General features: G+C 72.7%; 25 protein-coding genes. 11 read left to right on the forward strand and 14 right to left on the reverse strand.

Annotated features, from left to right (window positions below):
• The first annotated feature begins 264 nt into the window (after positions 1-264).
• Genes AB0G74_RS16885 through AB0G74_RS16895 form a run of 3 tightly spaced genes read left to right on the forward strand, consistent with a single transcriptional unit; the run spans position 265 to position 2,357 of the window.
• Positions 265-735 carry a DUF2771 domain-containing protein gene (locus AB0G74_RS16885; protein WP_361146469.1) on the forward strand — a complete coding sequence of 157 codons (471 nt, stop codon included), beginning with the start codon at positions 265-267 and terminating at the stop codon, positions 733-735.
• 36 nt (positions 736-771) lie between these two features.
• Entirely contained in the window at positions 772-1,497 is a 726-nt protein-coding gene (locus tag AB0G74_RS16890; protein WP_361146472.1) for a futalosine hydrolase, read from the forward strand.
• Entirely contained in the window at positions 1,497-2,357 is an 861-nt protein-coding gene (locus tag AB0G74_RS16895; protein WP_361146475.1) for a 1,4-dihydroxy-6-naphthoate synthase, read from the forward strand. Before AB0G74_RS16890 ends, AB0G74_RS16895 begins: the two co-directional genes overlap by 1 nt.
• Before the next feature lie 204 nt (positions 2,358-2,561).
• On the opposite strand, the gene AB0G74_RS16900 is transcribed toward AB0G74_RS16895, so the two are convergent.
• Positions 2,562-2,945 (reverse strand): cold-shock protein, encoded by a 384-nt coding sequence (locus AB0G74_RS16900; protein WP_361146478.1) that lies wholly within the window; start codon positions 2,943-2,945, stop codon positions 2,562-2,564.
• A gap of 269 nt (positions 2,946-3,214) precedes the next feature.
• Between AB0G74_RS16900 and AB0G74_RS16905 the strand changes: the two genes are divergently transcribed.
• Entirely contained in the window at positions 3,215-3,454 is a 240-nt protein-coding gene (locus tag AB0G74_RS16905) for a hypothetical protein (RefSeq protein ID WP_361146481.1), read from the forward strand.
• A 78-nt stretch (positions 3,455-3,532) separates the two neighbouring features.
• Here AB0G74_RS16905 and AB0G74_RS16910 read toward each other — a convergent pair whose 3' ends face one another.
• Positions 3,533-4,237, reverse strand: coding sequence for a haloacid dehalogenase-like hydrolase (locus AB0G74_RS16910; protein WP_361146484.1), 705 nt, complete (start codon positions 4,235-4,237; stop codon positions 3,533-3,535).
• 120 nt (positions 4,238-4,357) lie between these two features.
• On the reverse strand, positions 4,358-5,257 hold the full coding sequence (locus AB0G74_RS16915; protein WP_361146487.1) for an NAD(P)-binding domain-containing protein: 900 nt from the start codon (positions 5,255-5,257) through the stop codon (positions 4,358-4,360).
• 55 nt (positions 5,258-5,312) lie between these two features.
• Here AB0G74_RS16915 and AB0G74_RS16920 point away from each other — a divergent pair, with 55 nt between their 5' ends.
• Positions 5,313-5,681, forward strand: coding sequence for a helix-turn-helix domain-containing protein (locus AB0G74_RS16920; RefSeq protein WP_361146490.1), 369 nt, complete (start codon positions 5,313-5,315; stop codon positions 5,679-5,681).
• Positions 5,682-5,790: 109 nt separating this feature from the next.
• Here AB0G74_RS16920 and AB0G74_RS16925 read toward each other — a convergent pair whose 3' ends face one another.
• Complete coding sequence (locus AB0G74_RS16925) at positions 5,791-7,374, reverse strand: MFS transporter (protein WP_361146493.1); 1,584 nt, start codon at positions 7,372-7,374, stop codon at positions 5,791-5,793.
• 89 nt (positions 7,375-7,463) lie between these two features.
• Between AB0G74_RS16925 and AB0G74_RS16930 the strand changes: the two genes are divergently transcribed.
• On the forward strand, positions 7,464-7,820 hold the full coding sequence (locus AB0G74_RS16930) for a helix-turn-helix domain-containing protein (RefSeq protein ID WP_361146496.1): 357 nt from the start codon (positions 7,464-7,466) through the stop codon (positions 7,818-7,820).
• Between the two features lie 7 nt (positions 7,821-7,827).
• Here the strand turns inward: AB0G74_RS16930 and AB0G74_RS16935 are convergent, their stop codons facing one another.
• The gene (locus AB0G74_RS16935; protein ID WP_361146757.1) at positions 7,828-9,195 is read right to left on the reverse strand and encodes a tetratricopeptide repeat protein; all 1,368 of its coding nucleotides are present in this window, start codon (positions 9,193-9,195) and stop codon (positions 7,828-7,830) included.
• 141 nt (positions 9,196-9,336) lie between these two features.
• On the opposite strand from AB0G74_RS16935, the gene AB0G74_RS16940 reads away from it, so the two are divergent.
• The 3 genes from AB0G74_RS16940 to AB0G74_RS16950 all read left to right on the forward strand — a co-directional run bounded on the left by AB0G74_RS16940 (position 9,337) and on the right by AB0G74_RS16950 (position 10,598).
• Positions 9,337-10,050 carry a hypothetical protein gene (locus tag AB0G74_RS16940; RefSeq protein WP_361146499.1) on the forward strand — a complete coding sequence of 238 codons (714 nt, stop codon included), beginning with the start codon at positions 9,337-9,339 and terminating at the stop codon, positions 10,048-10,050.
• Positions 10,051-10,140: 90 nt separating this feature from the next.
• Positions 10,141-10,389, forward strand: coding sequence for a hypothetical protein (locus tag AB0G74_RS16945; protein ID WP_361146502.1), 249 nt, complete (start codon positions 10,141-10,143; stop codon positions 10,387-10,389).
• Positions 10,386-10,598, forward strand: a complete 213-nt coding sequence (locus tag AB0G74_RS16950) for a hypothetical protein (RefSeq protein WP_361146505.1) — start codon at positions 10,386-10,388, stop codon at positions 10,596-10,598. The genes AB0G74_RS16945 and AB0G74_RS16950 overlap by 4 nt, the downstream gene beginning before the upstream one ends.
• On the opposite strand, the gene AB0G74_RS16955 is transcribed toward AB0G74_RS16950, so the two are convergent.
• Genes AB0G74_RS16955 through AB0G74_RS16965 form a run of 3 tightly spaced genes read right to left on the reverse strand, consistent with a single transcriptional unit; the run spans position 10,579 to position 13,090 of the window.
• Positions 10,579-11,124, reverse strand: coding sequence for a hypothetical protein (locus AB0G74_RS16955; protein WP_361146507.1), 546 nt, complete (start codon positions 11,122-11,124; stop codon positions 10,579-10,581). The two genes, AB0G74_RS16950 and AB0G74_RS16955, sit on opposite strands and share 20 nt — an antisense overlap.
• The gene (locus tag AB0G74_RS16960) at positions 11,121-12,347 is read right to left on the reverse strand and encodes a hypothetical protein (RefSeq protein ID WP_361146510.1); all 1,227 of its coding nucleotides are present in this window, start codon (positions 12,345-12,347) and stop codon (positions 11,121-11,123) included. Before AB0G74_RS16960 ends, AB0G74_RS16955 begins: the two co-directional genes overlap by 4 nt.
• The gene (locus AB0G74_RS16965) at positions 12,344-13,090 is read right to left on the reverse strand and encodes an ATP-binding cassette domain-containing protein (RefSeq protein WP_361146513.1); all 747 of its coding nucleotides are present in this window, start codon (positions 13,088-13,090) and stop codon (positions 12,344-12,346) included. The genes AB0G74_RS16960 and AB0G74_RS16965 overlap by 4 nt, the downstream gene beginning before the upstream one ends.
• 338 nt (positions 13,091-13,428) lie before the next feature.
• Between AB0G74_RS16965 and AB0G74_RS16970 the strand changes: the two genes are divergently transcribed.
• Positions 13,429-14,109, forward strand: a complete 681-nt coding sequence (locus AB0G74_RS16970; protein WP_361146516.1) for a pyridoxal 5'-phosphate synthase — start codon at positions 13,429-13,431, stop codon at positions 14,107-14,109.
• Between the two features lie 19 nt (positions 14,110-14,128).
• Here AB0G74_RS16970 and AB0G74_RS16975 read toward each other — a convergent pair whose 3' ends face one another.
• Both AB0G74_RS16975 and AB0G74_RS16980 read right to left on the reverse strand, forming a co-directional pair.
• Entirely contained in the window at positions 14,129-14,758 is a 630-nt protein-coding gene (locus AB0G74_RS16975) for a LysE family translocator (protein WP_361146518.1), read from the reverse strand.
• Between the two features lie 180 nt (positions 14,759-14,938).
• On the reverse strand, positions 14,939-16,090 hold the full coding sequence (locus tag AB0G74_RS16980; RefSeq protein ID WP_361146521.1) for a hypothetical protein: 1,152 nt from the start codon (positions 16,088-16,090) through the stop codon (positions 14,939-14,941).
• Between the two features lie 113 nt (positions 16,091-16,203).
• Here AB0G74_RS16980 and AB0G74_RS16985 point away from each other — a divergent pair, with 113 nt between their 5' ends.
• Positions 16,204-18,972, forward strand: coding sequence for a helicase C-terminal domain-containing protein (locus AB0G74_RS16985; protein WP_361146524.1), 2,769 nt, complete (start codon positions 16,204-16,206; stop codon positions 18,970-18,972).
• Between the two features lie 279 nt (positions 18,973-19,251).
• Here AB0G74_RS16985 and AB0G74_RS16990 read toward each other — a convergent pair whose 3' ends face one another.
• The 4 genes from AB0G74_RS16990 to AB0G74_RS17005 all read right to left on the reverse strand — a co-directional run bounded on the left by AB0G74_RS16990 (position 19,252) and on the right by AB0G74_RS17005 (position 22,132).
• Positions 19,252-19,989, reverse strand: a complete 738-nt coding sequence (locus tag AB0G74_RS16990; RefSeq protein ID WP_361146527.1) for a hypothetical protein — start codon at positions 19,987-19,989, stop codon at positions 19,252-19,254.
• On the reverse strand, positions 19,986-20,501 hold the full coding sequence (locus AB0G74_RS16995; protein ID WP_361146530.1) for a sigma-70 family RNA polymerase sigma factor: 516 nt from the start codon (positions 20,499-20,501) through the stop codon (positions 19,986-19,988). Before AB0G74_RS16995 ends, AB0G74_RS16990 begins: the two co-directional genes overlap by 4 nt.
• Positions 20,502-20,670: 169 nt before the next feature.
• The gene (locus AB0G74_RS17000; RefSeq protein WP_361146533.1) at positions 20,671-21,447 is read right to left on the reverse strand and encodes a hypothetical protein; all 777 of its coding nucleotides are present in this window, start codon (positions 21,445-21,447) and stop codon (positions 20,671-20,673) included.
• Positions 21,448-21,460: 13 nt separating this feature from the next.
• On the reverse strand, positions 21,461-22,132 hold the full coding sequence (locus AB0G74_RS17005) for a hypothetical protein (RefSeq protein ID WP_361146536.1): 672 nt from the start codon (positions 22,130-22,132) through the stop codon (positions 21,461-21,463).
• Positions 22,133-22,368 lie beyond the last annotated feature (236 nt).

Raw genomic sequence — 22,368 nt, forward strand, 5'->3', positions numbered from 1 at the left:
CATACCGCTGGAGTGACGGTCACATCTTCAACAGCCCCGCCGGCGCCTGAGGCGCGAACCGCCCCGCCTGGGCACAGGCAACCCCACACCAGGCGCCCGAGGCGCGAGGCGCGAACAGCCCGCCTGAGCACAGGCAACCCCGGCACCAGGCGCCCCCACTCAGCGCACCCCACAGCGGGAGGCGCCCCCGCGGGAGGCGACCCCGCGACCCTCCGGGAGGGGCCCGCGCGTGGAGCGCGGGGCGTGGGCAGATAGCCTTCGGGCATGACCGTTGCGTTCTTGTCCGGGACCCGCCGCCGGGCCGCTGCCTCCGTCGCCGTCGTCGGCGCCGGGCTCCTCGCCCTCACCGCTTGTGAAAAGCCGACTCCGGTCGCGACTCTGACGATCGGCACGGAGTCGGTGAACACGGAGGCCGCCTGCTACAACGACGGCAAGCCGCTCGCCAAGGACGTGTACGACGAGTGCATGAAGAAGACCGGTAAGACGCTGAAGCTGGATCCGGATCAGCCGCTGCGGATCGGCGTGGACACGGCGATCGCGGAGAACGGCTGGGTGCTCGGGGTGGAGGGCTCGCTCTCGAACGAGGCCGAGGAGTCCACGAAGACGTACCAGTCGATCAACAGCCGCGCGTTCTTCCCGCCGGGTGGCCAGGACGAGCTGCGGCTGCAGATCGTGGAGCTGAAGAACAAGCAGCCGGTCGGTGTCTGGCAGTTCAAGCTGAAGAAGTCGAGCTGATCGCAGTTCTCGCGGTCGGCGACCGGAGGCGGTGAGATGCGCGTACTGGTCGTGACCGCCGTCGCCCCGGAGGCGTCGGCCGTCGTGGCGGGCGCCGGGCCCGGTGTCGAGGTGCTGGCCGGTGGTGTGGGCCCGGCGGCTGTCGCGGCCCGTACGGCGGTGGCGCTGAGCCGGGCCGGAGCGACCGCAGCGGCCGGGGCGCCCCCGTATGACCTGGTGGTCTCCGCCGGTATCGGTGGCGGTTTCGCCCCGCGGGCTCCCGTCGGCTCTCTCGTCGTCGCCGATGTGATCGTCGCGGCGGATCTGGGTGCCGGTACGCCGGACGGCGGCTGGCTGCCGCTCGGTGAGCTGGGTTTCGGCCGGGACCGGTACGAGTCGCCGCGTGAGGTGGCCCGGGAGGTCGCCCGGCTGACGGGCGGGCTGCTGGCTCCGGTGCTGACGGTGTCGTCGGTGACGGGTTCGGCGGCGCGGGCGGCCGAGTTGAGCGGGCGTCATCCGGGGGCTGGTGCGGAGGCGATGGAGGGGTTCGGCGTGGCGGAGGCGGCGGCCGTGTTCGGGCTGCCGGTGCTGGAGGTCCGGGCGGTCTCCAACGCGGTCGGTCCCCGGGACCGGGGCGCCTGGCGGATCAAGGACGCGCTGGCGGCGCTGGAGGAGGGTTTCCGGCGGCTGCGGCCCCTTTTCGACGGCCCGGCCCCGGCGCTCCTGTCACCGGCCCCGGGGCCACTGGCACAGGACGGGCTTTCACCGGCCGAGGAGAGCTGATGGACATCGCGTACTCCCCCTGCCCCAATGACACCTTCGTCTTCGACGCGTGGGCCCACGGCCGGGTGCCGGGCGCGCCGCCGCTGGATGTGACGTTCGCGGATATCGATATCACCAACGGGATGGCCGAGCGGGGCGAGGGCACGGTCCTGAAGGTGTCGTACGCGGTGTTGCCCTGGGTCCTGGACGAGTACGCGCTGCTGCCGTGCGGCGGGGCGCTGGGGCGCGGCTGCGGCCCCTTGGTGCTGACCCGTCCCACGGACGTCTCGGGTGGCGGGATCCGTACGGCCGCCGACCTCGCGGGGCGTACCGTCGCGGTGCCGTCGGAGCGGTCGACGGCGTATCTCCTGTTCCGGCTCTGGGCGGCGGACCGGGTGCCCGGCGGGGTCGGGGAGGTCGTGGTGCTGCCGTTCCACGAGATCATGCCCGCCGTGCGGGACGGTGTGGTGGACGCCGGTCTGGTGATCCACGAGGCGCGGTTCACGTACCAGGAGTACGGGCTGACGCGGCTGGCCGATATGGGTGAGCACTGGGAGGAGACGACCGGGCTGCCGATCCCGCTGGGCGCGATCATCGCGAAGCGGTCGCTGGGCGCGGAGCGGCTGCGGCTGCTGGCGGAGTCGGCGCGGGCGTCGGTCCGGATGGCCTGGGACGACCCGGAGGTGTCGCGGCCGTATGTCCGGGAGCACGCTCAGGAGATGGATCCGTCGGTCGCGGACCGGCATATCGGCTTGTATGTGAACGAGTTCACGGCGGATCTGGGCCCGAACGGCTATGCGGCGGTACGGGGGCTGCTGACCCGGGCGGCGGCGGAGGGGCTGGTCCCGGCGCTGGCACCGGGGGCGCTGGACTTCCCGTAGCCCCGGAGGACGGGAGCGGGGGGCGCGCGGGGGCGCGCGGCACAGAAACGGCCGAGGGGCTTGTACCGCCCCTCGGCCTCGGTGCGCCGGGCTCACCCGATCAGGGGAGCGACCCGGGTGACGGCCGTACCGTCACAGTGTCGGCGGGACGCCGGTCGTACCGGTCGTCGGACGCCGCGGCGGTCGAACGCCGCCGAACCCCGGTCAGACGTCGAGCTGGTCCGCCACCGCCCGCAGCATGCCCGCGATCTTCGCGCCGTGCGCCTTCTCGGGGTACCGGCCGCGTTCCAGCTGCTGGGTGACGTTTTCGAGGAGGGTGGTCAGGTCCTGGACGATCGACGCCAGCTCGTCCGGCTTGCGCCGCTGGGCGGCGGCGACGGAGGGCGTCGGGTCGAGTACGACGACAGAAAGCGCCTGGTCTCCGCGCTGACCTGCGACGACACCGAATTCCACCCGCTGGCCGGGCTTCAGCGAATCGACTCCGTCGGGCAGCACTGACGAGTGCACGAAGACGTCGCCGCCGTCGTCGCGGGAGAGAAAGCCGAAGCCCTTCTCGCTGTTGAACCATTTGACTTTGCCGGTAGGCACGTCTGTCCTCGTCCTTGTACTCGTCGGGGCGTTTCGTCGGGCGCGGGCGCGCCACGAAGACTCGGGAAGCTGTTCGGGAAACTGTAGGGAACTGTAGAAAACGCAGAGCCCTGAGGAAACTCGGTAAAAACAGCAAACTCGGTGAAAAACGGTCCGGATAGCAGTACGGCGGGTCGCCCGACCCGCACCACACCCCAGGCTAATGGTCCAGGGGCTGGTGACAAGACGTCGCCGAACGGTTCGTCCCCGCCGGGAACTACCCTGGCCGGATGACTGCTACTCCTTCCGCGCCGGGGGACGGGCTCGTCCGGGCCGGCGCGATCGTCTTCGTCATCGGCGCGGTGGCCACCCTGATCACCTTCGTCCCGATGTTCCTGGGAACGGATCCCTTCCCGCCCGTGGCCTATGCCGTCTGCATGCTGATGGGGGTCGGTTTCGCGATCGCGGGCGCGGGGGTGTTCCGGTCGATCGCGGCGCAGCGGCGGACGGCGAAAGCGGTGACGGACTGACCGGGCCGCTTCTTCGGCCGGATCAGGCGGTACGGCCGGTACCGGCGGCCCGGCCCGGATCGAGCGGCCCGGCCCGGATCAGGCGGTACGGGCGGTACGGGCCCGCAGCTCCGGGGCGTGCTCCCGGAGCCAGCCGGGGAAGGCGGTCAGATCGTCGAGCACCACATCGGCTCCCGCTTCGAGCAGGTCGGCGGCGGAGCAGGGGCCGGTGGGGACGGTGACGGCCAGCGCCCCGGCGGTCCTGGCGCCGCGGACGTCCCCGGTGTGGTCGCCGACGTACGCGGTGGCGCCGTACTCGCGCAGGGCTTCCGCCTTGCCCTCGGCCCAGAGCCAGCCGATCACCGCGTCCGGGGCGATGCCGAGGTGCGCGAGGTGCAGTTTGGCGTTGGGTTCGTGTTTGGCGGTGACGACGACGGACCGTCCGCCGTGCTCCCGGACGGCGCGTACGGCGTCGTGGGCGCCGGGGAGGGCGCGGGTGGGCTCGATGGCGTACTCGGGATAGATCTCCCGGTACCGGTCCGCCGTGGCCTGGATCCGGTCGTCGGGGAACCAGTGCGCCAGCTCCTGCTCCAGCGGCGGCCCGAGCCGGGTCACGGCGAGATCGGCGTCGATCGGTACCCCGGTCTCCTCGGAGAGCCGGACGTAGGTCGCGTGGATCCCGGGCCGTGAGTCGATCAGGGTCATGTCGAGGTCGAATCCGACGGTGAAGGCGTACGGAGCGTGCGAGCCGTCCGAGGCGTACGGGCCGTCCGCCGGGCCGGAAACGGGGTCCTGGGCGTCCATGGTCCCCATTCTGCCTGTTCACGCCGTACGCCGTACGGGCCGGTCCCGGCAGGACCGGCCCGACCCGTACGGCGGCTCGTATGACGGGGCCGCTACGGCGCGACCCGTACGACGGGGCCGTCAGGCGCGGCGCCCCAGCAGCTCCGCGACCCGGCTGATGTCGTCGTCGCCGTGGCCCAGCCCGATGGCGCGGCGGGTGACGCCCTCCACGGCGCGCATGATGCTCGCGTCGATGCCGTGGGCCTCGGAGGCGTGGATGATGTGGGCCATCGTGGAGGCGGACGAGGTCATCGGGTTGATGACGGCGGTGTGGGTGCCGTCGTCCAGCGCGATCGCGGCCTCGTCGAAGGAGGGCGGCAGGATCTTCCCGATGCCCTGGGCGAACGGCGCCAGTTCCCGGCCGCTGATGCCTTCGGCGCGGGCGATGGCCAGGGCGTGCATATAGCCGGTCATCGAGGTCCACCAGATGTCCAGCAGGGCGATGTCGAAGGCCGCGGCCCGGCCGATGTCCTCGCCGAGGTGGGTGTGGCCGCCGTCCAGCGCGTCGAGGACGGGCTTGTGCTCGGCGTACAGCTCCGCCGGGCCGCTGTAGAGGAAGACGCCGTCCGGGGTGCCGACGACGGTGGTCGGCACCATGATCGCGCCGTCGAGGTAGCGGACACCGTGCTCGGCGGCCCATTCCCCGGCCTCCCGGGCCCGGGCGGGCACGTCGGCGGAGAGATTGACGACGGTACGTCCCTTGAGCGCGGCGGTGACCTCGGGACGCCGCAGGATCGCGTCGGTGGCGTCGTAGTCGACCACGCAGACCACGATCAGCTCGTTCGCCGCGACGGCCTCCTCGGGGGAGGTGGCGGCGACCGCGCCCGCCGCGGCCAGCTCACGGTCCCGGCCCGGGGTGCGGTTCCAGACCGTGGTGGCAACCCCGGCCTTCAGAAAGGCGGCGGCCAGGGCCCGGCCCATCGGGCCGAGGCCGATCACCGTGACGGCGTTGCCGGTGGTGGTTCGGGTCTTCGCGGACATGCTTCAGCTCCGTACAGAATAGAAAGGAATGAATCGGTGAAGGGGGTTGGTGACGATGCCGCGTACGCGGGCGCAGGATCCGGATGTGTGCGGGGTGACCGCCGCGATCGCGGTGATCGACGGCAAGTGGAAGACGGCCCTGCTGTGGGCGCTCGAATCCGGTCCGCACCGGCCGGGTGAGCTGCGCCGGATACTGCCGGGGATCTCCGAGAAGGTGATGACTCAGGCGCTGCGCGAAATGGAGTCCGACGGGCTGGTCGACCGCGAGGTGCACGACGTACTGCCGCTGAAGACGGTCTACTCCCTGTCCGAATTCGGAGTGGAACTCTCCGAGGCGCTGGCCCCGGTCGCGGACTGGGGTCATCGCCGCCTGGACAAACTGGCCGAACAGCGGTCCGCCGCCGCCGACCGGGCGGTCTCCTAGCTCATCTCGTCTCTCCTCGTTCCGGTCGGATCACCCGGTCCCGCGCGTCGCGTCGCACCATCAGACTCCCCCGGCGGGCGGGCGCTGCCAAGTACCCACAAAAAGGTGGCTACTCGCGGGCCCGGAGGCGGTCGGCGCCGGATACCTTGCGGGGGCGCAGCAGTACGGCGGCCAGGGTCGCGGTGGCGGCGAGCCAGGCGGCCGCGATCGCCGAGACAACGGTGAAGCCCTGGTCGTACGCGTACCGGGCGGCGTCCCGTACGGCGTCGGCGGTCGCGGGCGGGAGCCCCGTAAGGATGCTCTCGGCGGCGGTGAACGACTCTCCGACGGCGGCCCGCTCCCCCGGGTCGAGGCCGGGGACGGACGGTACGGCGTCCCGGTAGACCAGGGCCACGACGGTGCCGAAGACGGCGACACCGAGCCCGGCGCCGAGTTCGAACGAGGTCTCCTGGATCGCCGCCGCCTCCCCGGAGCGTTCGGGGCGGGCCGCGCCCATGATGGTGTCGGCGCCGAGGGTCATCACGATCCCGGCGCCGTATCCGGCGGCGAGCAGTGCCGGGAGCAGGGTGACGGGGTAGTGGGCCGGGTCGCCGCCGGCGGCGATCACCGCGTAGGCGAGGGCGAAGAGCAGCAGCGCCCCGGTGAGCGCCCGGCGGTTGCCCCAGCGGGCCGCCACCCGGGGCGCGGTGACGGCGCCGACGGCGTTGGCGGCGGCCAGCGGCATCAGGGCGAGACCGGCGCGCAGGGGGCTGTAGCCACCGGCCTGCTGAAGCCACTGGGTGAGGAAGAAGAGCAGGGCGACATAGCCGCCGAAGCAGCCGATCACACAGAGGGTGGCGGTGGAGAAGCGGCGCTCGGCGAAGAGGGAGAAGTCCAGCAGGGGCTCGTCCAGGCGCCGTTGGCGGCGGACGAAGACGTAGAGCAGGGCCGTGCCGCCGAGGGCGGTGACGAGGAACGCGGTAGTGACCTCGGTATGTTCGCCGAACTCCTTGAGCGCGTAGACGACGGCCGCGAGTCCGGCCACGGAGAGCAGCACGCCGATCAGGTCCCAGCGGCGGGGTACGGGGTTCCTCGACTCCGGGATCACCCGCGCGCCCACGGCGAGCAGTACCGCGACGACGGGCACGTTGACCAGGAAGACCGCGCCCCAGCCCCACCGTTCGGAGACCAGACCGCCGATCAGCGGACCGAGGGTCGCGCCGACGCTGTGCGCGGAGGTCCAGATCCCGATCGCGAGGGCCCGTTCGCGGGCGTCGGCGAAGGTGACCCTGATGATCGCCACCGTGGACGCCATGATCATCGCGGCGCTGACGCCGAGGGCCGCGCGGGCGGCGATGAGCTGCCCGGTGGAGGCCGCGAAGGCACACACCGCCGAGGCCAGCCCGAACGCGGCGAACCCGCCGAGGACCATCCGCCGCCGCCCGATCCGGTCGCCCAGGGTGCCGCAGGTGACCAGGAGGGCGGCGAGCGCCAGCGAATACACATCGACGATCCACAGCACCTCGGTGGGGCCGGGCCGCAGATCCCGGCTGACGGCGGGCACGGCGACGTGCAGCACGGTGAGATCGATCCCGGCCAGGAACAGCCCGCCCGCCGCCACGGCCAGTACGGTCCACCGCCGGGGCGACGAGGAGATCGGCGGGTCCGGCTCCGCCGGGGGGAATGCCGGTGCTTTCGTATCCCTGTCCGTCATACGCTCCATCTCAGGAGGTATGAACTCCCCCGACAAGTACGGTCTTATCTGTCCCCTACTGTCATTCCGTATAGCAATGGAGGTCAGCGGTGCGCACCAGGACGGAAGAGAATCCGGATTACTGCGCGATCGAGTCCGCCATGGAGGTTCTGGGGGGCCGCTGGAAACTGGCGATCCTCAAACAACTGACCCCCGGCACCCTCCGCTTCGGCGAACTCGGCCGCGCGCTTCCGGCCATCACCCCGCGCATGCTGACCCGCCAGCTCCGCGAACTGGAGACCGACGGCCTGGTGACCCGTACGGTCTACCGAGAGGTCCCGCCCCGGGTGGAGTACACCCTGACCGACGCCGCGCACCGACTCGACGCGATCATGAGCCAACTGGACACCTGGGGCCGCTGGTACCGGGACACGGTCCGCCCCGGCGACGCGGAGCGCGTGACCTAACGAACCCTCAGGCGCGGCGCACCCCGGTAACTCCGCCCATGAGCCGGGCGGGGAGGACCACACGGGCGCGGTCGTAGAGGTCCCGGGCATACGGGTTCCCGGTGTGCGGCCGGATGAGCCGCATCATGGTCTGCATCCCTGTATCGACCCGACCGGACTGAACAAGCGGATACTCAGCCAGTGCCGCCTTCCAGTCATGGCAGGCGGCTTCGAGATGCCCGAGCCTGAACTGACGCTCGGCGAGCATCGCATTGTGCCGGACACGAGAGCGCCGATAGACGGACCTGCGCAGCTGACTCGACTGGCTCAGGGACTCCACAGACCCCTTGACGTCCTTCAGCGCCAGGCGCATCTCGGCGATGTGAAAGTTCAGGGCTGCGGCGTCGTACCTCCCGATGGCGGGCAATTGGCTGTCGGCGCGGCTCAGAGCCTGCTCGGCCTCGTTCATCTGCCGCAACGCCCCTGTTCTGTCACCGGTCATGGCCGCCGCGTGGGCCTGCTGTCCGACCAGGAAGGCGCGCATCCGGGGTCCGGCGGCAGGGGACGCGGCAGCGGCGGCGTTCGCCAGGTCAAGCGCTTTGGAGCCGTGTCCCAGCCCTGCGGCCTGGACGCTCATTCCTCGTAGCGTCGTGCAGTAGGTGAGGTGGTCCTCCGCCCCACCCGCGAATTCCAGCGCCTTCACGTAGTACTGCTGTGCCAGCCCGTGCAGTCCCTCGTCCACCGCCATGTATCCGGCGAGATAACAGAGGTCCGAGGCTGCGGACATCATGGCCTTACGGACCTCGGGCCGGGCATCGGCACGTAACGCCTCGGCGACGGTGTTCACCAGGATCGTGGCGGCGAGCGGACGCGCGTGCCGACCGCCGAACTGATCGTCCAGGTCCGACACCCGGTCGGTCATGGACCGGACCATTTCCACATCCGACATCCCGATCCGCGCGGACCGGCCCGTCTTCAGCGCCTCCGCCCGCCCGACCACGTCCGGCCACCCCGGCACGGCCAGCGCCACCGAGAAGAGGCCGACCCCCAGGATTCCGCGACGCGACGAGTCCATGTCCTGTCTGCCCAACTCGATCAGCCCCTCCACCAAGTCGACCTCGGTATCCGGTTGCCCGTTTCGGGGGGCGGGGAAGCCTGCTTCGGTGTATGTCACATGCCGATTGAGCCGCCGGGACAGGGCCTCCACGACGCAGCGGCGTGCCCTCTCCCGGGGAATCGTGCCGCCGAGCCAATGCGTGACGGCGGACTCGTCGTAACGAAGCCGAGTGTTCAGCTCCGTACCGATCTGGTTCGTCGCACGGGCCAGTTGAGCGTAGGTCCAGCCGGATTCACGAAGCAGCCGTTCCAGCCCGGTGTTCGATTCTCGCTTGGCCATGTTCACGACCTTCACTCAGGCGTTTTCAGGGTTTTCAAGTGCCGCGCACGAGAACGCGCTTCCGCTCAGAGTAGCCACGCAGTTGCTTGGAGCGAGGGGAGATCGACAATCGCTCTCCCGGCCCGAGGAAAGAGTTAAATCATGAACGAAATGCCGGCCCCCGGGGCGGGCCTGGACGGGGTGCGCGGGGCGTTGGACGTGTTGGGGTGCTGGCGGCTACGGGAGTGGTCGGTGGTGGCGCGGTTCGCTGGGCGGGTGGGGCCGTTGGTGCGGGAGGCGTATACGGCTTCCGTGGTGGCGGAGGCACTGCCCGGGTACATCCGGGCCGGGCTGGGGTGGTGTGTCGCGGATTCCCTCGCCCTGGGGCGGACCTGGCCGCACGGGGAACGGGCCGAGGAGTACGGGCCCCGGCTCGCCGACCTGTGCGTGGACGTGGCGTACTTCGCCGCACTCTGCGACCCCGCCGGGGCCGCGCGCTGGCCCGAGGCCGATCCGGACCGGACCCGGGACGCCGAAGTCGCCGAGGGATTACTGCGGCAGTGGGCCGAACTCCCGGCCGCCTGGCGGGCGGCCGTACTGCGGGACCTCCACCACGGGGCCCGTACCCGCGACCCCGCCCGGCCCACCCTCGCCGAGGCGCTGGCCGAAGCCGCCACGTACACGGAGAAGGGCGAGCCTCCGCCGTTTCCGCCGTACGCAGCCCTGCGCGGCGTCGACGCGCCCGAACTCGCCCAGCGCCTCCGCAGACTCCCCCGCGACTGGCGGACCGAAGCCTTCCGCCGGATCGCCGCCGGAGCCGACCCCCTGGCCGTGGAGGCCGACGCCCGCAAGGCGATCCGTACCACCGTCACCTGAAACGCCCGAACAGCAGAGCGCCCCGACAGGACCGCGCCAACGGTCACCGCCGGGGCTTGCCGATCAGCTTGCACAAGGAGCTGAACGACCGTGATCGACCCTATCCTTCGCGTACTCGCGGGGGTCTTACGATTCCTCGTCCCGGCCCGACCGGAACCGGTCCCACTCACCGTCCCGGCGCCACCCCCCGACCCCTGGCGCAGACCGTGGACCAGCCCCACCAAGGAGCAGGCCCAAGCCGTCCTTCGCGCCCGTGAGCAGGCCCGGCGGCGGCGGAGGCTCTACATCGTGCCGCCGGGCGCCCATCTGCCCCTCCCGCCCGGGCACCCGCGCCGATGACGCCCGACGGACTCACCCGGGCCGTCCCGCCCCCGGCCGACAGCCCCTGTGTGGTCTGCGGACGGGTCTCCCCCGCCGCCGTCGAGGTCGGCTACCGCGAGGACTCCGTCCGCTACGCCTGTCCGCAGCACGCCACCTGCGCCGCCCTCGGGCCCGTACCGGACGAGCTGAGTTTCGTCCGGTACGGGGCTATCTCCGTGCCCCTTTGAACCACAGCGCCGCCCCGAACAGGACCGCCGAAGCGAGCCAGGCCGGGAGGCTGTCGGAGGGGTGGAGGGGGAGCGCCCACCAGTAGGGGTCCCCCGGGTCGGCGATCAGGAGGGTGAGGAACAGGGCTCCGAGGGCGGTGAACGTCGCGCCCGTCGCATGGGTGAGGCGGTGAGCCAGGACCGCGACGGCCAGCAGGAGCAGGGTGTTGCGGGGGACGGCGAGGCCCACCAGCGGCGCGGCCGGATGGGTCAGGGCGCCTGTGAGGAGGAGGGCCGCCGCGTCCAGGGTGCGGACGGGGGCGACGGCGGTGGCCTCCGCCTCGGGGATGCCTCGGTCGAGGCAGTACATGACGGCGGCGACGACGATCAGCGGGGCCAAGTGGTCGAGCCTGGCCCCGGTCGTACCACCGGAGAGGCTGGGGACGGGGAGTTCCAGGGCGCCCGCCGTCCGGCAGACCAGGACGAGGGCGAGCAGCGCCGGGGGCACCGCCCACCAGCGGCGGACGGTGGTGGCGTAGCGGTTCACCGTACGAGGTCCTTCTGGCAGCGGAGACCGGTCGTGGCGGCCCGCTCGAACCAGTCGGCCTGTTGGGGTGCGGGGAGTTCCCGGACGCGCTGGACCTCGGTCCAGTCGTCGTACGACAGGCTGCCCTGCGCATCGGGGTCGGGCAGGCCGATCACCAGTGCGGCCCAGGCCCTGGCCCGTTCTCCGGGGATCCGGCATTCCCCGGGCCCGGCGTGGGCGTGGGCCGTACCGACGGCGGCGGCGTCGGCCAGGTCGTCGGCGTACGCGGTGTGCAGGGGCCAGACACCGGGGCCGAGGGGCAGTTCGTCGGAGGCGACGCGGAGTTCCCGGGGCATGGGAACACCGACGGCCTCCAGTTCGTGGAGGGGGCCGATCAGTTGTCGGCGGTCGTACGCGGTGTCGCCCGGGTACTCCGGCGGGACGCAGAGCCGGGGCTCGGCGCCGACGCAGCGGAGGGCGACGTCACGGGGCTTGAACGGGGTCTGGTAGCCCCAGTCCAGGACCAGGGCGCGGCCGGTGAGGAAGGTGACTGCGGCGACGGCGAGCGCCACGGCGGCCTGCCAGGGGCGGCGGCGGGCCCCGGTCAGGGCGACGGCGGCGAGCGCGAAGCCCGCGACGACGAGCCAGGGCACGGTGTAGGCGCCGGACACCTGGATATCGGTGATGTTCGAACTGACGTCGACCGCGCCGCCGAGATGGCGGATGTACGGATTGCCCGTCGACTGGGGTACGGCCATCCAGACCCAGCAGCCGATCGCGGCGACGGGCGCGGCGAGGGCGCGCGGGAGGAGGATTCCGAGGGTCCAGCCGATCACCAGCCAGCCCGCGGGCAGCAGCACCAGATGGGCCGTGGCGAGCAGGCCCGCGGCTTCGCCGGGCCAGACCCCGACCGTGATGCGGGCCAGGAAGAGGGCCACCAGGGAGAGGGCGAGCTGGAGGGCGAGGACGGGGGAGGCGGCCTGGAGGAACCGGCGGACCGGGCCCCGGGCGGCGCTGCCGCGGACCGCGCCCAGCAGCCGGTCGCGGCCCGCCTCCCAGGCGGCGGCCCCGGCCACGGCGGGGGTGATCGCCAGGACGCCGTACGCGGCGGCTTCGCCGGACTCCACGGCGTACCGCGACGACTTCACGAACACGGAGTCGTTCACGTACAGGATGGTGTAGATCAGCGCCGGGGAGGCGATCCAGGGGATGGCCGAGCAGCGGATCTGGGCCCGGGTGATCATTCGGCGGCCTCCAGTAACGAGGCGTAGGCGCTCTCCAGTCTGCGGTCGGCGGCGGTGCCCGGGCGGGCGTTCGCGGCGAAGTCCGGGACGGTGCCGCGGAATCGGGGGCGGCCGGATTCGAGGACGACGACCTCGTCGAACGCCTCGTCCAGATCGCCGATGTCATGGGTGGAGACGATGACCTGGACCGTGCCGCGCAGGGAGGCCAGCAGATCGAGGAAGCGGCGGCGCTGCCGCGGGTCGAGCCCGGCGGTGGGTTCGTCGAGGAGCAGCAGTTCGGCTTCGTGGACGAGTGCCTGGGCGATGGCGACACGCTGGCGCTGGCCGCCGGAGAGCCGGTCGACCTTGTCGTTCAGCCGGTCGGTGAGGCCGACGCGTTCGATCGCGTGGGGCGCGGCCCGCCAGGCGTCGCGTTCCCGCAGGCCCTTCAGCCAGCCGATATACGCGACATGTTCGCGGCAGGTCATCCCGGGCAGGAAACCGGGCCGCTGCGGCAGCCAGGACGCCCGGCGCCGGAACTCCTTCGCCTGGCGGCGGACCCCGAGGTCGAACTCCTGGTAGTGGACGGCGCCCTGCTGTGGTCTGACGGCCGCCGCGCCGAGGGAGAGGAGGGTGCTCTTCCCGGCGCCGTTGGGTCCGAGGAGCACGGTATGCCCGGTCGAGAAGTCCAGATCGAGCCGGTCGAGCACCGGCCGGTCCCTTCGGGAGTATCGAAAGGTGCAGGACCGGTACTGCAAGGGCATGGGGAATCCTCTGCGACGGTTCGGGACGTTCGGGGAGCTTCGGGAAGGGTCGGGAAGGGTCGGCGGGGAGTTTTCCGGCCGTCACGGGGAAAGCGGTGATCCGGACCGGCCGACGGGGAATGTAGCGGCGACTGTCGCGTACCGGGCGATTTCATCGCGGAACCCGGACGCGGACGATTCCATTCCATGACATCGGCGGTACGGAGGGGTTGTCGCCCGGCCATTCGATGGCCGGTGATATTCCGTTTGCCGCCCTGTTGTTTCAGGCCGCACCGACAATGGTTCCGTGCGGTGTTCGAGCGGTACGGCGATCACGGTGACGACGACTGGAGGACCTGGTGAGTACGGAGAACGGAACGGACGGCGGCGTACGGGAGTGGCTGCGCGGGCTTGAGGTGTTCGCGGGGCCGCTGGCGGAGTTCGTGCCGGAGGAGGCGCCGGAGGATCCCGTGGAGCTGTTCCTCGGCTGGCTGCGGGAGGCCGTCGACGCCGGGGTGCCCGAGGCGCACGCGATGACCGTCTCCACCGTGGGGGACGACGGGGTGCCCGACGCGCGGGTGCTGATCGTGAAGAACGTGGATGCCCGGGGGTGGCAGTTCGCGGGGTACGCGGAGAGCCCCAAGGGGCGGCAGCTCGGCGGGCGGCCCGCCGCCGCGCTCACCTTCTACTGGCCGCTGCTGGGACGGCAGGTGCGGGTACGCGGCCCGGTGGAGGCGGCGTCCGCCGGGGAGAGCGCGGCCGATCTGCTGGCCCGGTCGGCGTCCGCGCGGGCCGAGGTGCTGATGGGGCGGCAGAGCGAGCGGCTGGACGATGTCGCCGAGCGGGAGCGGGAGTTCGCCTCGGCGCTGGCCCGGCTGGCGGCGGAACCGGAGCTGGTCAGTCCCGGGTGGACGCTCTACACCGTGCGGGCGACATCCGTGGAGTTCTGGCAGGCGGACAAGGACCGGCTGCACACCCGGCTGCGGTACGAGCGCACCGGCCCCGACGCGGGCTGGCGGCGGCACCGGCTCTGGCCCTGACCCGGGGGGCGCCGACAGCTCAGGCGGTCGTCGCCGTACGGACTCCCAGCGCCACCAGCACCGTACCGGCGACGCGGGCGATCCAGAGCCGGATCCGCGGGGTGTCGATCGCGCCGCGCGCCCCGGCGACGACCGACGCCCAGAACAGCAGCCAGCCCAGCACCACGATCACATGCGCCACGGACAGCGCCGCGATCTGGGGCGGCAGCGGGCGGCCCGCGGTGAGGAACTGCGGGACCAGCGTCAGATAGACCCAGGCGGCCCTGGGGTTGAGGAGATTGGCGAACAGGCCCTGACCGAAGGAGCCGAGCCGGTTCCACGGCAGCTTCGGCCGGGGCCGGTCCTCCGGCGGGACGGCGGACCGGCGGGCCGAACGCCAGGTACTGACACCGAGCCAGACGAGATAGAGCCCACCGACGATCTTCACCACGGTCAGCGCGCGGGCCGACGACATCACCAGGGCCGAGAGCCCGACGGCGGCGAAGGTGGCGTGGATCAGGAGACCGCACGCGGTACCGAACGCGACGCGGACACCGTCGGCCCGCGTTCCGGCAATGACCTGCTGGGTGACGAGGGTGAAGCTGGTGCCCGGGGTGAGGGTGACCGGGACGATCGCGATGACGAATCCGAGCAGTTGGTGCCATTCCATGGGGCCGAGGGTAGAGACCGGGGCCGTACGAAGGCCCTGTCAGAGGGCCGGGACCGTACGAAGCCCTGTCAGCGGGGCCGGGCCGGGCGCCGGGGCCGGGGTCGGGGTCCGGCGCCGGTTTGGGGTCGAGGTCCGGCGCCGGTCAGGGTCCGGGCCCGCGGCCCGAAGCCCCACCCCGCGTCACACCCGGCGCGCTCGCCACACCAGATACAGCGCCGAGGCGATCGCCGCGCCCCGCAGGACCCAGGGGCCCGACTCCACGAAGGCGTCGCGCATCGCCTCGTCGGGCAGGGGATCGCCCCAACGACCCGTGGCGCGGCCCCAGAGCCAGAGGATTCCCGCCGCGACCGCCGTGCCCGGGATGCCGAGGACCGCGATCTTCGTCTGTACGGGGCCGAGCCTGCGGGAGCCGTACGCGATCAGCCAGCCGGCGGCCAGCGCGATCCAGGAGCCGAAGATCGCACCGCCGATCAGCAGCAACGCGGCGACCAGCAGTATCGGGCTGCCCAGCCCGGCCGCGACGGCGACGGCCGCCGCCTTCTCGGGGTCCTTGGCGCGGCGGGAGAGCAGCCGGGGCAGCAGACCGGGCCGCGGGGGCTCCTGCTCCTCGCCGTCACCGTCGCCGTCTGGTTCGTCGCCGTCGGCTTCGGCGTCCTCCTCCGTCTCCTCGTCCTCGCGCGGCGGGCGCAGTATTTCGGGGATCTCGACGCCGCCCGTGAAGCCGCCGACCCGTTCGCCCGCGCCGAAGGGTCGCGGTTCGACGCTCCACCATTCGCCGTCGCCGGTGAGGTCGGGGCCGGAGCCGGTGGAGGGGCCGAGTTCGTCCAGGCCCGCGAGATGGGGCGGGAGACCCGGCGGGGACGGCGGCGGCGGTACGGCGGGGGCGGCGCGGTCCTTACGGGGGCGGGGGATCAACTTCCGTACGCGCTGGGCCGGGAGAAGGGCCTTCCCGAACACGGACCCGGCCCCGGAGCCGGAGTCGGCCCCGGACTCGGACCCGGAGCCGGAACCGTGCGTGGAACCGGGCGCGGGACGCCGCGGCTCCTGGGCGTCCGCGCCCGCCCGGGGAAAGACGGTCGCGCCCGGCGGCGCGGCGCGCGGCGGAGTATCGGCCGCCTGGTCCACGACCTCGGCGGGCGTACCGAGGCGGCCGAGGATCCGCCGTACCGAAGCCGGGGTCTCGGCGGTCGTCCGCGCGCGCTCCCGTTCGATCTCGCCGCGGAGCGACGCCACCAGCTCCATCCGCGCCCCGGAGGAGAGTTGGCGCTGCTGGGCGAGGTCGCCGACCCGGCTCAGATAGTCGTAGACGAGCTGTTCGCTCTCGATCCCCACGGACGGTTCCCCTCGCGTGCTCCCCGGACCGGACCGGCCCGGTGACAACACCGGTCACGATCCCAGCACGACGGTAGCGCGGCCCGGGGACCACAGCGACTACCGTGGGGCGGATGGGGACGAAGCCCGAGGTACCGCACGGCACGCACCAGGCCGATCCGTACGACGAACCGACCGGTGCGCCCGGTGGGGCCGCCGCCCAAACCACCGACGCGGACGTCACCGGTGCACCCCGTGACGAACAGGCGCGCGGCGGCCCCCGCACGCTCGCCGAGGCGCTGCGCGCCGGTGCGGACACCGAACTGGCCGCCCTGCTGCGGGCCCGCCCCGATCTGCTGAACCCCGTCCCGGGCGATCTGACGCAGCTCGCCACCCGCGCGGGCACCCGGGCGTCCGTGGTCCGCGCGCTCGAACGGCTCGACCGGTTCGCCCTCCAGACGGCGGAAGCGCTGGCGGTGGCGCCGGATCCCGCGTCGTACGAGACGCTCCTCGGACTGCTCACCGGCGACGACGGCGACACCGGTATCACCAGCAACACCGACTACGCCGACACCGCGGAGGCCGCTGAAACTGAAGGGGAGCGGATCGCCGCCGCCCTGCCCGGCGCCGTCGCGGCGCTGCGCACCCGGGCCCTGGTGTGGGGCGGTGACGACCGGCTGCGGCTGGTCCGTACGGCCCGGGAACTGCTCGCCCCGTCGCCCGCCCGCCCCTCCCCCACCGGGCTCGGCCCGACGGTCGCCGAGGCCACGTCCGGGATGTCCCCCGGGCGGCTCCAGGAGATCGTCACGACGGCCGGGCTGCCGACGACCCACGACCCGGTGTCGGCGGTCGCGGCGCTGACGGCGCTCTTCACGGACCACACGCGGATGTCCGCCCTGCTCGACACGGCCCCGCCGGAGGCGTCGGCGGTACTCGACCGGCTGGTGTGGGGCCCGCCGTACGGGGAGATCACCGCCGATCCCACGCCGCCGGTGCGCTGGCTGCGGGACCGGGGGCTGCTGCTGCCCGCGTCGCCCCGCACGGTCGTCCTGCCGCGCGAGGCGGCGCTGCATCTGCGGGCGGGCCGGGCGCACCGGACCGTGGAGCCCCGGCCGCCGGAGCTGGTCCCCGCCGCGTCCGTACTGGCGGCCCGTCCACAGGTTGTGGACGGCGCGGCGGCCGGACAGGCGCTGACGGCGCTCTCCACGGTCGAGGACCTGCTCCAGGAGTGGCACGAGGGCGGCCCGCAGGTGCTGCGCGCGGGCGGGCTCTCGGTCCGGGACCTGAAGCGGACGGCGGTCGCGCTGGACGCTACGGAGCCGGTGGCCGCGTTCTGGCTGGAGCTGGCGTACGCGGCGGGGCTGGTCGCGCCGGACGGCGAGGCGGACGAGGCATTCGCGCCGACGCCCGCGTACGACAGCTGGCTGGAGCTGCCCGCCGCCGACCGGTGGGCCCGGCTGGCGGGCGCCTGGCTCACGGCCACCCGGACGGCGGGCCTCGTCGGCTCCCTCGACGGAAAGGGCCGTACGCTCGCCGTCCTGGGCCCCGGTCTCGACCGGTCCGCCGCGCCGGAGGTACGCCGCCGGGTGCTGGCGCTGATCGGCGCGCTGCCGCCCGCGACGGCGCCCACCCCGGAGAGCGTGCTGACCCGGCTGCGCTGGGAGCATCCTCTGCGGGGCGGGGACGGTGGCTCGTACGGCGGTACGACCACGGGGGCCGCCGGGTCCGCGCCCGACGGCCCCGGGTCCGATCTGCGGAGCCGGATCGCGGTCTGGACCCTCGCCGAGGCGGAATACCTGGGCGTCACCGGCCGCGGGGCCCTGTCGAGCCACGCCCGCGCCCTGCTGGACCTGCCGGCCGGGGCCGTAGACGCCGCCGCGCCGGGTACGGACACCGCCCCCGGCCCGGCCCCCACCGCCCCCGTCCCGGACGACCGCCTCCGCGCCGCCGCCGAAACGCTCGCGCCGCTGCTGCCCGTGCCGCTCGACCACGTACTCCTCCAGGCCGACCTGACCGCCGTCGCCCCCGGCCCCCTCCAGCGCCCGCTCGCCGAGACACTGGCCGTACTCGCCGATGTCGAGTCCAAAGGCGGGGCGACCGTCTACCGCTTCACCCCCGGCTCCGTACGCCGGGCCCTCGACGCCGGGCGCACCGCCTCCGAGCTGCACACCTTCCTCAACACCCACTCCAGGACCCCGGTCCCGCAGCCGCTGGGCTATCTGATCGACGACGTGGCCCGCCGCCACGGCCATCTCCGGGTCGGCGCCGCGTCCTCCTACGTCCGCTGCGACGACGACGCGCTCCTCGACGAGATCGCCGCCGACAAGCGCTCCGCCGGACTGGGCCTGCGGCGGCTCGCGCCCACCGTCCTCGCGTCGGCCGTCGACCCGTCGACACTGCTCGGCGGATTGCGGTCGATGGGGTACGCCCCGGCCGCCGAGTCCGCCGAGGGCGATGTCCTGATCGCCCGCGCCCACGCCCGCCGCACCCCGCCCCGGACACCCCCGGCACCCCAGCCGGAGGGCCCGCCGGTCCCGGACGCGACCCTGCTCGGCGCGGCGGTACGGGCGATCCGCGCGGGCGACCTCGCGGCCACCATCAGCCGCAAACCGGCACCCCCCGCGACCGCCGACGCCGACCGCCCCGCCCCCGCCACCGGCCCGGGCGCGGGCCTCCCCCGCACCTCCGCCGCCGAAACCCTGGCCACCGTCCAGGCCGCCGCGATGACCGGCTCCGCGGTCTGGATCGGCTACGTCAACCCGGAGGGCACCGCCAGCCAGCGCGTCATCGCCCCGGTCCGGGTGGAGGGCGGCTTCGTCACGGGCTACGACCACACCGCCGACGAGGTCCGCACCTACCCGCTCCACCGCATCACGGGCGTCGCGGAACTCGCCGACGAGTAGTGCGGGGCCGCCTCCCGCGCCGCCGGGCCGACTCCTGCCGGAACCCCCCGCCGACGGACCCGGCCGGGACGGGCGACCGGTCCGAGGCCCGGTCCGGGTATCGGCGAAGCGGTGCGGCACGATGACATCCGCTACCCGCTCGTCCTCCGCTGGTACCCACTCGGCACCAGACGCCCTCTCGGCACACCTGGTCCGGCTGCCGGCCGTCCGTGGTCCGTGGTCGCGCGGGATCCCGGCGAACCTCACCCGGCACATGCGCACCGGACTCGGCCGGCACGGTCAGTGCCTGGGGTCGGTCTCCGCCCCCGGCTCCCCGGTGCCCGGGCCGGGAGGGTTCTTCCAGTACGGCCGGCAGACAGTGGTCTTCGACTCCGCGAGCACCCGGTGGATGACGTCCTGGAAGAACTTCCGCTCCTTGCCGCCCTCGACATAGACGCCCGGTACCAGATCGCGCCGGGTCGGCACACTGATCAGGACGTTGTCCCCGGCCCCGAAATCCCGGCGCCCCTCGGTGATCGCGGGGTCGACGAGGTCCAGCTCGACCCGCCGCTTCCCCCCGTCCGGCTTGATCCACTTGGTGATGTCCAGGGTGAGCAGGATCCGCCCCTCCCCTGGGGCATCGCGCACGGAGACGATGTCACCCTCGGCGATGAGAGTGGCGCAGGCGACGCCCTCCGCGTCGCTCTGGCTCATGCTTCCGGCCGCCCCCGTGTCCGTCGTCCCGGAAACCCCGGCCGCCTTCGCACGGCCGTCGGCCCCGTTCCCCGCTCCGGACACGTTGTGGGCCACCAGGCCGATCACCAGCGCGGCGGCCGCCGCGACCGCCCCGCCGCCGAGGAAAATCCCGCGCCGACGCGACCTACGGCGCGCGGCCGGCGACACCACCGGTGCCGGGTGCGCCGCCGGAGTCGCGCCCGGATCATCACGCGCCGCCTCGTCCCCGATCATCCCGAGTGCCAGCCGCAGCCGTTCCCGCTGCTCCTCGGAGAGTTCGTCCGATCCGGACAGTCCGCTCATGTCGTCTCCTCCTCCGTCCCGGCCGTCAGAACGGTACGGAGCGCGGCGCACGCCTTGTGCAGTCGGCTCTTCACCGTGCCCTCGGGGAGGGCGAGCAGCCGTGCGATGTCCCGTACGGGCAGGTCGGCGTAGTAGCGCAGGACAAGCGTCTGGCGCTGGTCCGGCGTCAGCCGCGCCAGCGCGTCGGCGACCGAGAGCGCCAGGGCCCGGTGCTCCTGCGGGTGCTCGACCGGCGGCCGCACCGTCCACCGGGCCGCCAGCCGCTCACGCAGCCCGGCCTCCCGGCGGCGGTCCCGGTGCCAGTCCATCGCCACCCGCGAGGCGACCACTGCCGACCAGGCACGTTCATCCCTGATCCCGCCGTCGCCGCCCTTGCGGGCGCGCTCCTCCAGGAGCTTGAGGCGCACCTGCTGCACACCGTCGTCCAGCTCGCCCCAGGGAAGCCCGCTCATCAGCAGCACGGCACGGAGCCGGCCCGTGTCCTCGTCCTCCCCGGTCCTGTCAGGGGACATCGATACGTCCGTCCTCGACCGGGTGCCGCGTAGTCCGCGCATCCTTCGCCCTTCCCGTTTCCCCTACGACGGAGCCGCCCCCGAAAACGTTCACTGCCGTTTTCGGGGGCGGCTCGGTTCACCGCCGGACGGGCCTCAGACCCATGGGGGTGGCCTCAAGCGCTCCGGCTCAGGGGCAGTTCGTGTTCGCCTGGGCGAACTTGCGTGCCACCGGACTGGGCTCGATGCTGTTGAGCACGTTCACCAGGGCGGTCGAACTCCTGCCGTTCATGGCTTCCTTCACCGGCCGTTCCTGAATCGGCGGGACGATGGGCAGCGCCCGGGCCGCCTTGCCGCTGAGGGCCGTCACCGGCGTGACCTTGCCCTCGCTCTCGCCATTGCCGATGACACCATTGTCGAACGCGACCTCGGAGCCGCCTCCGAGCCCGACCCAGCCCGCGGGAGTCGTGCCGTCCTCCCCGCACTGAGCCGCCTGCCAGGCGATGGCCATGATGTAGGTGTGCCCGGGCTCGACCCGCGGCTGACCGTGCAGCGCCATCTCCCGGCGGTTCACCAGGTCACCGTTCTTGAACTGCCACCCGGCGGCCGAGTACTGCCAGGTCGTGGGGGCGGGCTGGGCGGCCGCGGGCCGGGACCACAGCACGTTGTTGATGGTGAGGTCCACCGTCCGGCCGATGACACCCTCACCACGGGCGACCTCCTCGGCGGTCGGCGGAACCTCCGTGGCGGAGGTCGCGGTGACCGAGACGACGTGGTCGGCGGACGCCACCCATTCCTCGGCGGTCTCGCTGGGCAGACGGTCGAGACCGTGGACGGTCACGGGCCCGTCCTCGGCGGGGCGGTCCGGGGCGGCGGACACCACCGACGTTCCGGTGAGCAGAGCGGCGGTCATCGCGGCCACGGCGATCGTCGCGCCGCCGGCGGTCAGATAAGTACGGCGTTGCATGGTTCCCCCTGGATCAGTACGCGGCGTTGATGTTGTCCCGGTTGTTGGCGCCGAGAGTGGCACCAGCGGGGACCGGCGTCTGCATGCAGCCGAGCCGGGAGTCGTTCTGCCGGAGCCTCGGAGATGCCTGCTGGCCGTGCGTCAGGCCCACCGCGTGACCCGTCTCGTGGCAGGTGATACCCCGGTTGTAGTAGCCGGGACGGATCCGGATGTACGCCTGGTCGCACTTGGAGGAGGTCACCGCGTCGTTGCACCACGCCATGCCGAGAACGTTCGACGCGAGGTTGCGCGTGCCCTCCTGGTAGATGACGTCCGTCTCGGCGCTACCGGAGAAGCTGGGCGACGAGTCGTAACTCGTGTTCAGCTGCGTCGGGTTGTAGTCGTCCGCCATGACGGTGTTGACCACGGCCTTGTCATTGGACTCCAGCATGTTGTCGCCGGAGCTGTCCGCGTAGTAGGTGACGGCTGTGTTGTCGGTCAGGCAGAGTCCGCCGTTCGCGTCCGGCTCACTGCCCTCGTCTATACAGCGGGGGCTGTAGTTCGCGGTGGGAACGATGTTGTCGGTGACGGCCGCGTAGGCGACCCCCGAGCCGACACCCACGGTCAGAACCGCGGCGGCGAGGGCCACCGGGCCCAGCACGCGACGGCGCCTGGCGGCCCGCTTCTCCGTCTTCGCCTCACTCAACAGACTCCTCCTCTTCTCCCCGGAGCAGTGGCTACGGCCCCGAGGTCGAGCGGGATCGTAGGTGGGGCGGAGCCCCGGAGTCTCCTGTGTTTCGCCAGGAAGTGGAACTGATCGATTCCCTTTCGCTCACCGTCCGGAGGCGTACACTCGCGACGCCCAAGCCTTTGTCATGATCGCGCCCGATTGACGGGGTGAGTCGGCGACGGAGCGTGCGGAAGGGGCTGGATTCACTCACG

Source organism: Streptomyces sp. NPDC020875, from assembly GCF_040641415.1.
GTDB lineage: Bacteria > Actinomycetota > Actinomycetes > Streptomycetales > Streptomycetaceae > Streptomyces.

Excerpts from the sequence above, each read along its gene's own strand:
- AB0G74_RS16885 (WP_361146469.1), top strand. The coding sequence starts at position 265 with ATGACCGTTGCGTTCTTGTCCGGGACCCGCCGCCGGGCCGCTGCCTCC.
- AB0G74_RS16890 (WP_361146472.1), top strand. The coding sequence starts at position 772 with ATGCGCGTACTGGTCGTGACCGCCGTCGCCCCGGAGGCGTCGGCCGTC.
- AB0G74_RS16895 (WP_361146475.1), top strand. The coding sequence starts at position 1,497 with ATGGACATCGCGTACTCCCCCTGCCCCAATGACACCTTCGTCTTCGAC.
- AB0G74_RS16905 (WP_361146481.1), top strand. The coding sequence starts at position 3,215 with ATGACTGCTACTCCTTCCGCGCCGGGGGACGGGCTCGTCCGGGCCGGC.
- AB0G74_RS16910 (WP_361146484.1), bottom strand. The coding sequence starts at position 4,237 with ATGGACGCCCAGGACCCCGTTTCCGGCCCGGCGGACGGCCCGTACGCC.
- AB0G74_RS16915 (WP_361146487.1), bottom strand. The coding sequence starts at position 5,257 with ATGTCCGCGAAGACCCGAACCACCACCGGCAACGCCGTCACGGTGATC.
- AB0G74_RS16920 (WP_361146490.1), top strand. The coding sequence starts at position 5,313 with ATGCCGCGTACGCGGGCGCAGGATCCGGATGTGTGCGGGGTGACCGCC.
- AB0G74_RS16925 (WP_361146493.1), bottom strand. The coding sequence starts at position 7,374 with ATGACGGACAGGGATACGAAAGCACCGGCATTCCCCCCGGCGGAGCCG.
- AB0G74_RS16935 (WP_361146757.1), bottom strand. The coding sequence starts at position 9,195 with ATGGCCAAGCGAGAATCGAACACCGGGCTGGAACGGCTGCTTCGTGAA.
- AB0G74_RS16940 (WP_361146499.1), top strand. The coding sequence starts at position 9,337 with ATGAACGAAATGCCGGCCCCCGGGGCGGGCCTGGACGGGGTGCGCGGG.
- AB0G74_RS16950 (WP_361146505.1), top strand. The coding sequence starts at position 10,386 with ATGACGCCCGACGGACTCACCCGGGCCGTCCCGCCCCCGGCCGACAGC.
- AB0G74_RS16960 (WP_361146510.1), bottom strand. The coding sequence starts at position 12,347 with ATGATCACCCGGGCCCAGATCCGCTGCTCGGCCATCCCCTGGATCGCC.
- AB0G74_RS16965 (WP_361146513.1), bottom strand. The coding sequence starts at position 13,090 with ATGCCCTTGCAGTACCGGTCCTGCACCTTTCGATACTCCCGAAGGGAC.
- AB0G74_RS16975 (WP_361146518.1), bottom strand. The coding sequence starts at position 14,758 with ATGGAATGGCACCAACTGCTCGGATTCGTCATCGCGATCGTCCCGGTC.
- AB0G74_RS16985 (WP_361146524.1), top strand. The coding sequence starts at position 16,204 with ATGGGGACGAAGCCCGAGGTACCGCACGGCACGCACCAGGCCGATCCG.
- AB0G74_RS16990 (WP_361146527.1), bottom strand. The coding sequence starts at position 19,989 with ATGAGCGGACTGTCCGGATCGGACGAACTCTCCGAGGAGCAGCGGGAA.
- AB0G74_RS16995 (WP_361146530.1), bottom strand. The coding sequence starts at position 20,501 with ATGTCCCCTGACAGGACCGGGGAGGACGAGGACACGGGCCGGCTCCGT.
- AB0G74_RS17000 (WP_361146533.1), bottom strand. The coding sequence starts at position 21,447 with ATGCAACGCCGTACTTATCTGACCGCCGGCGGCGCGACGATCGCCGTG.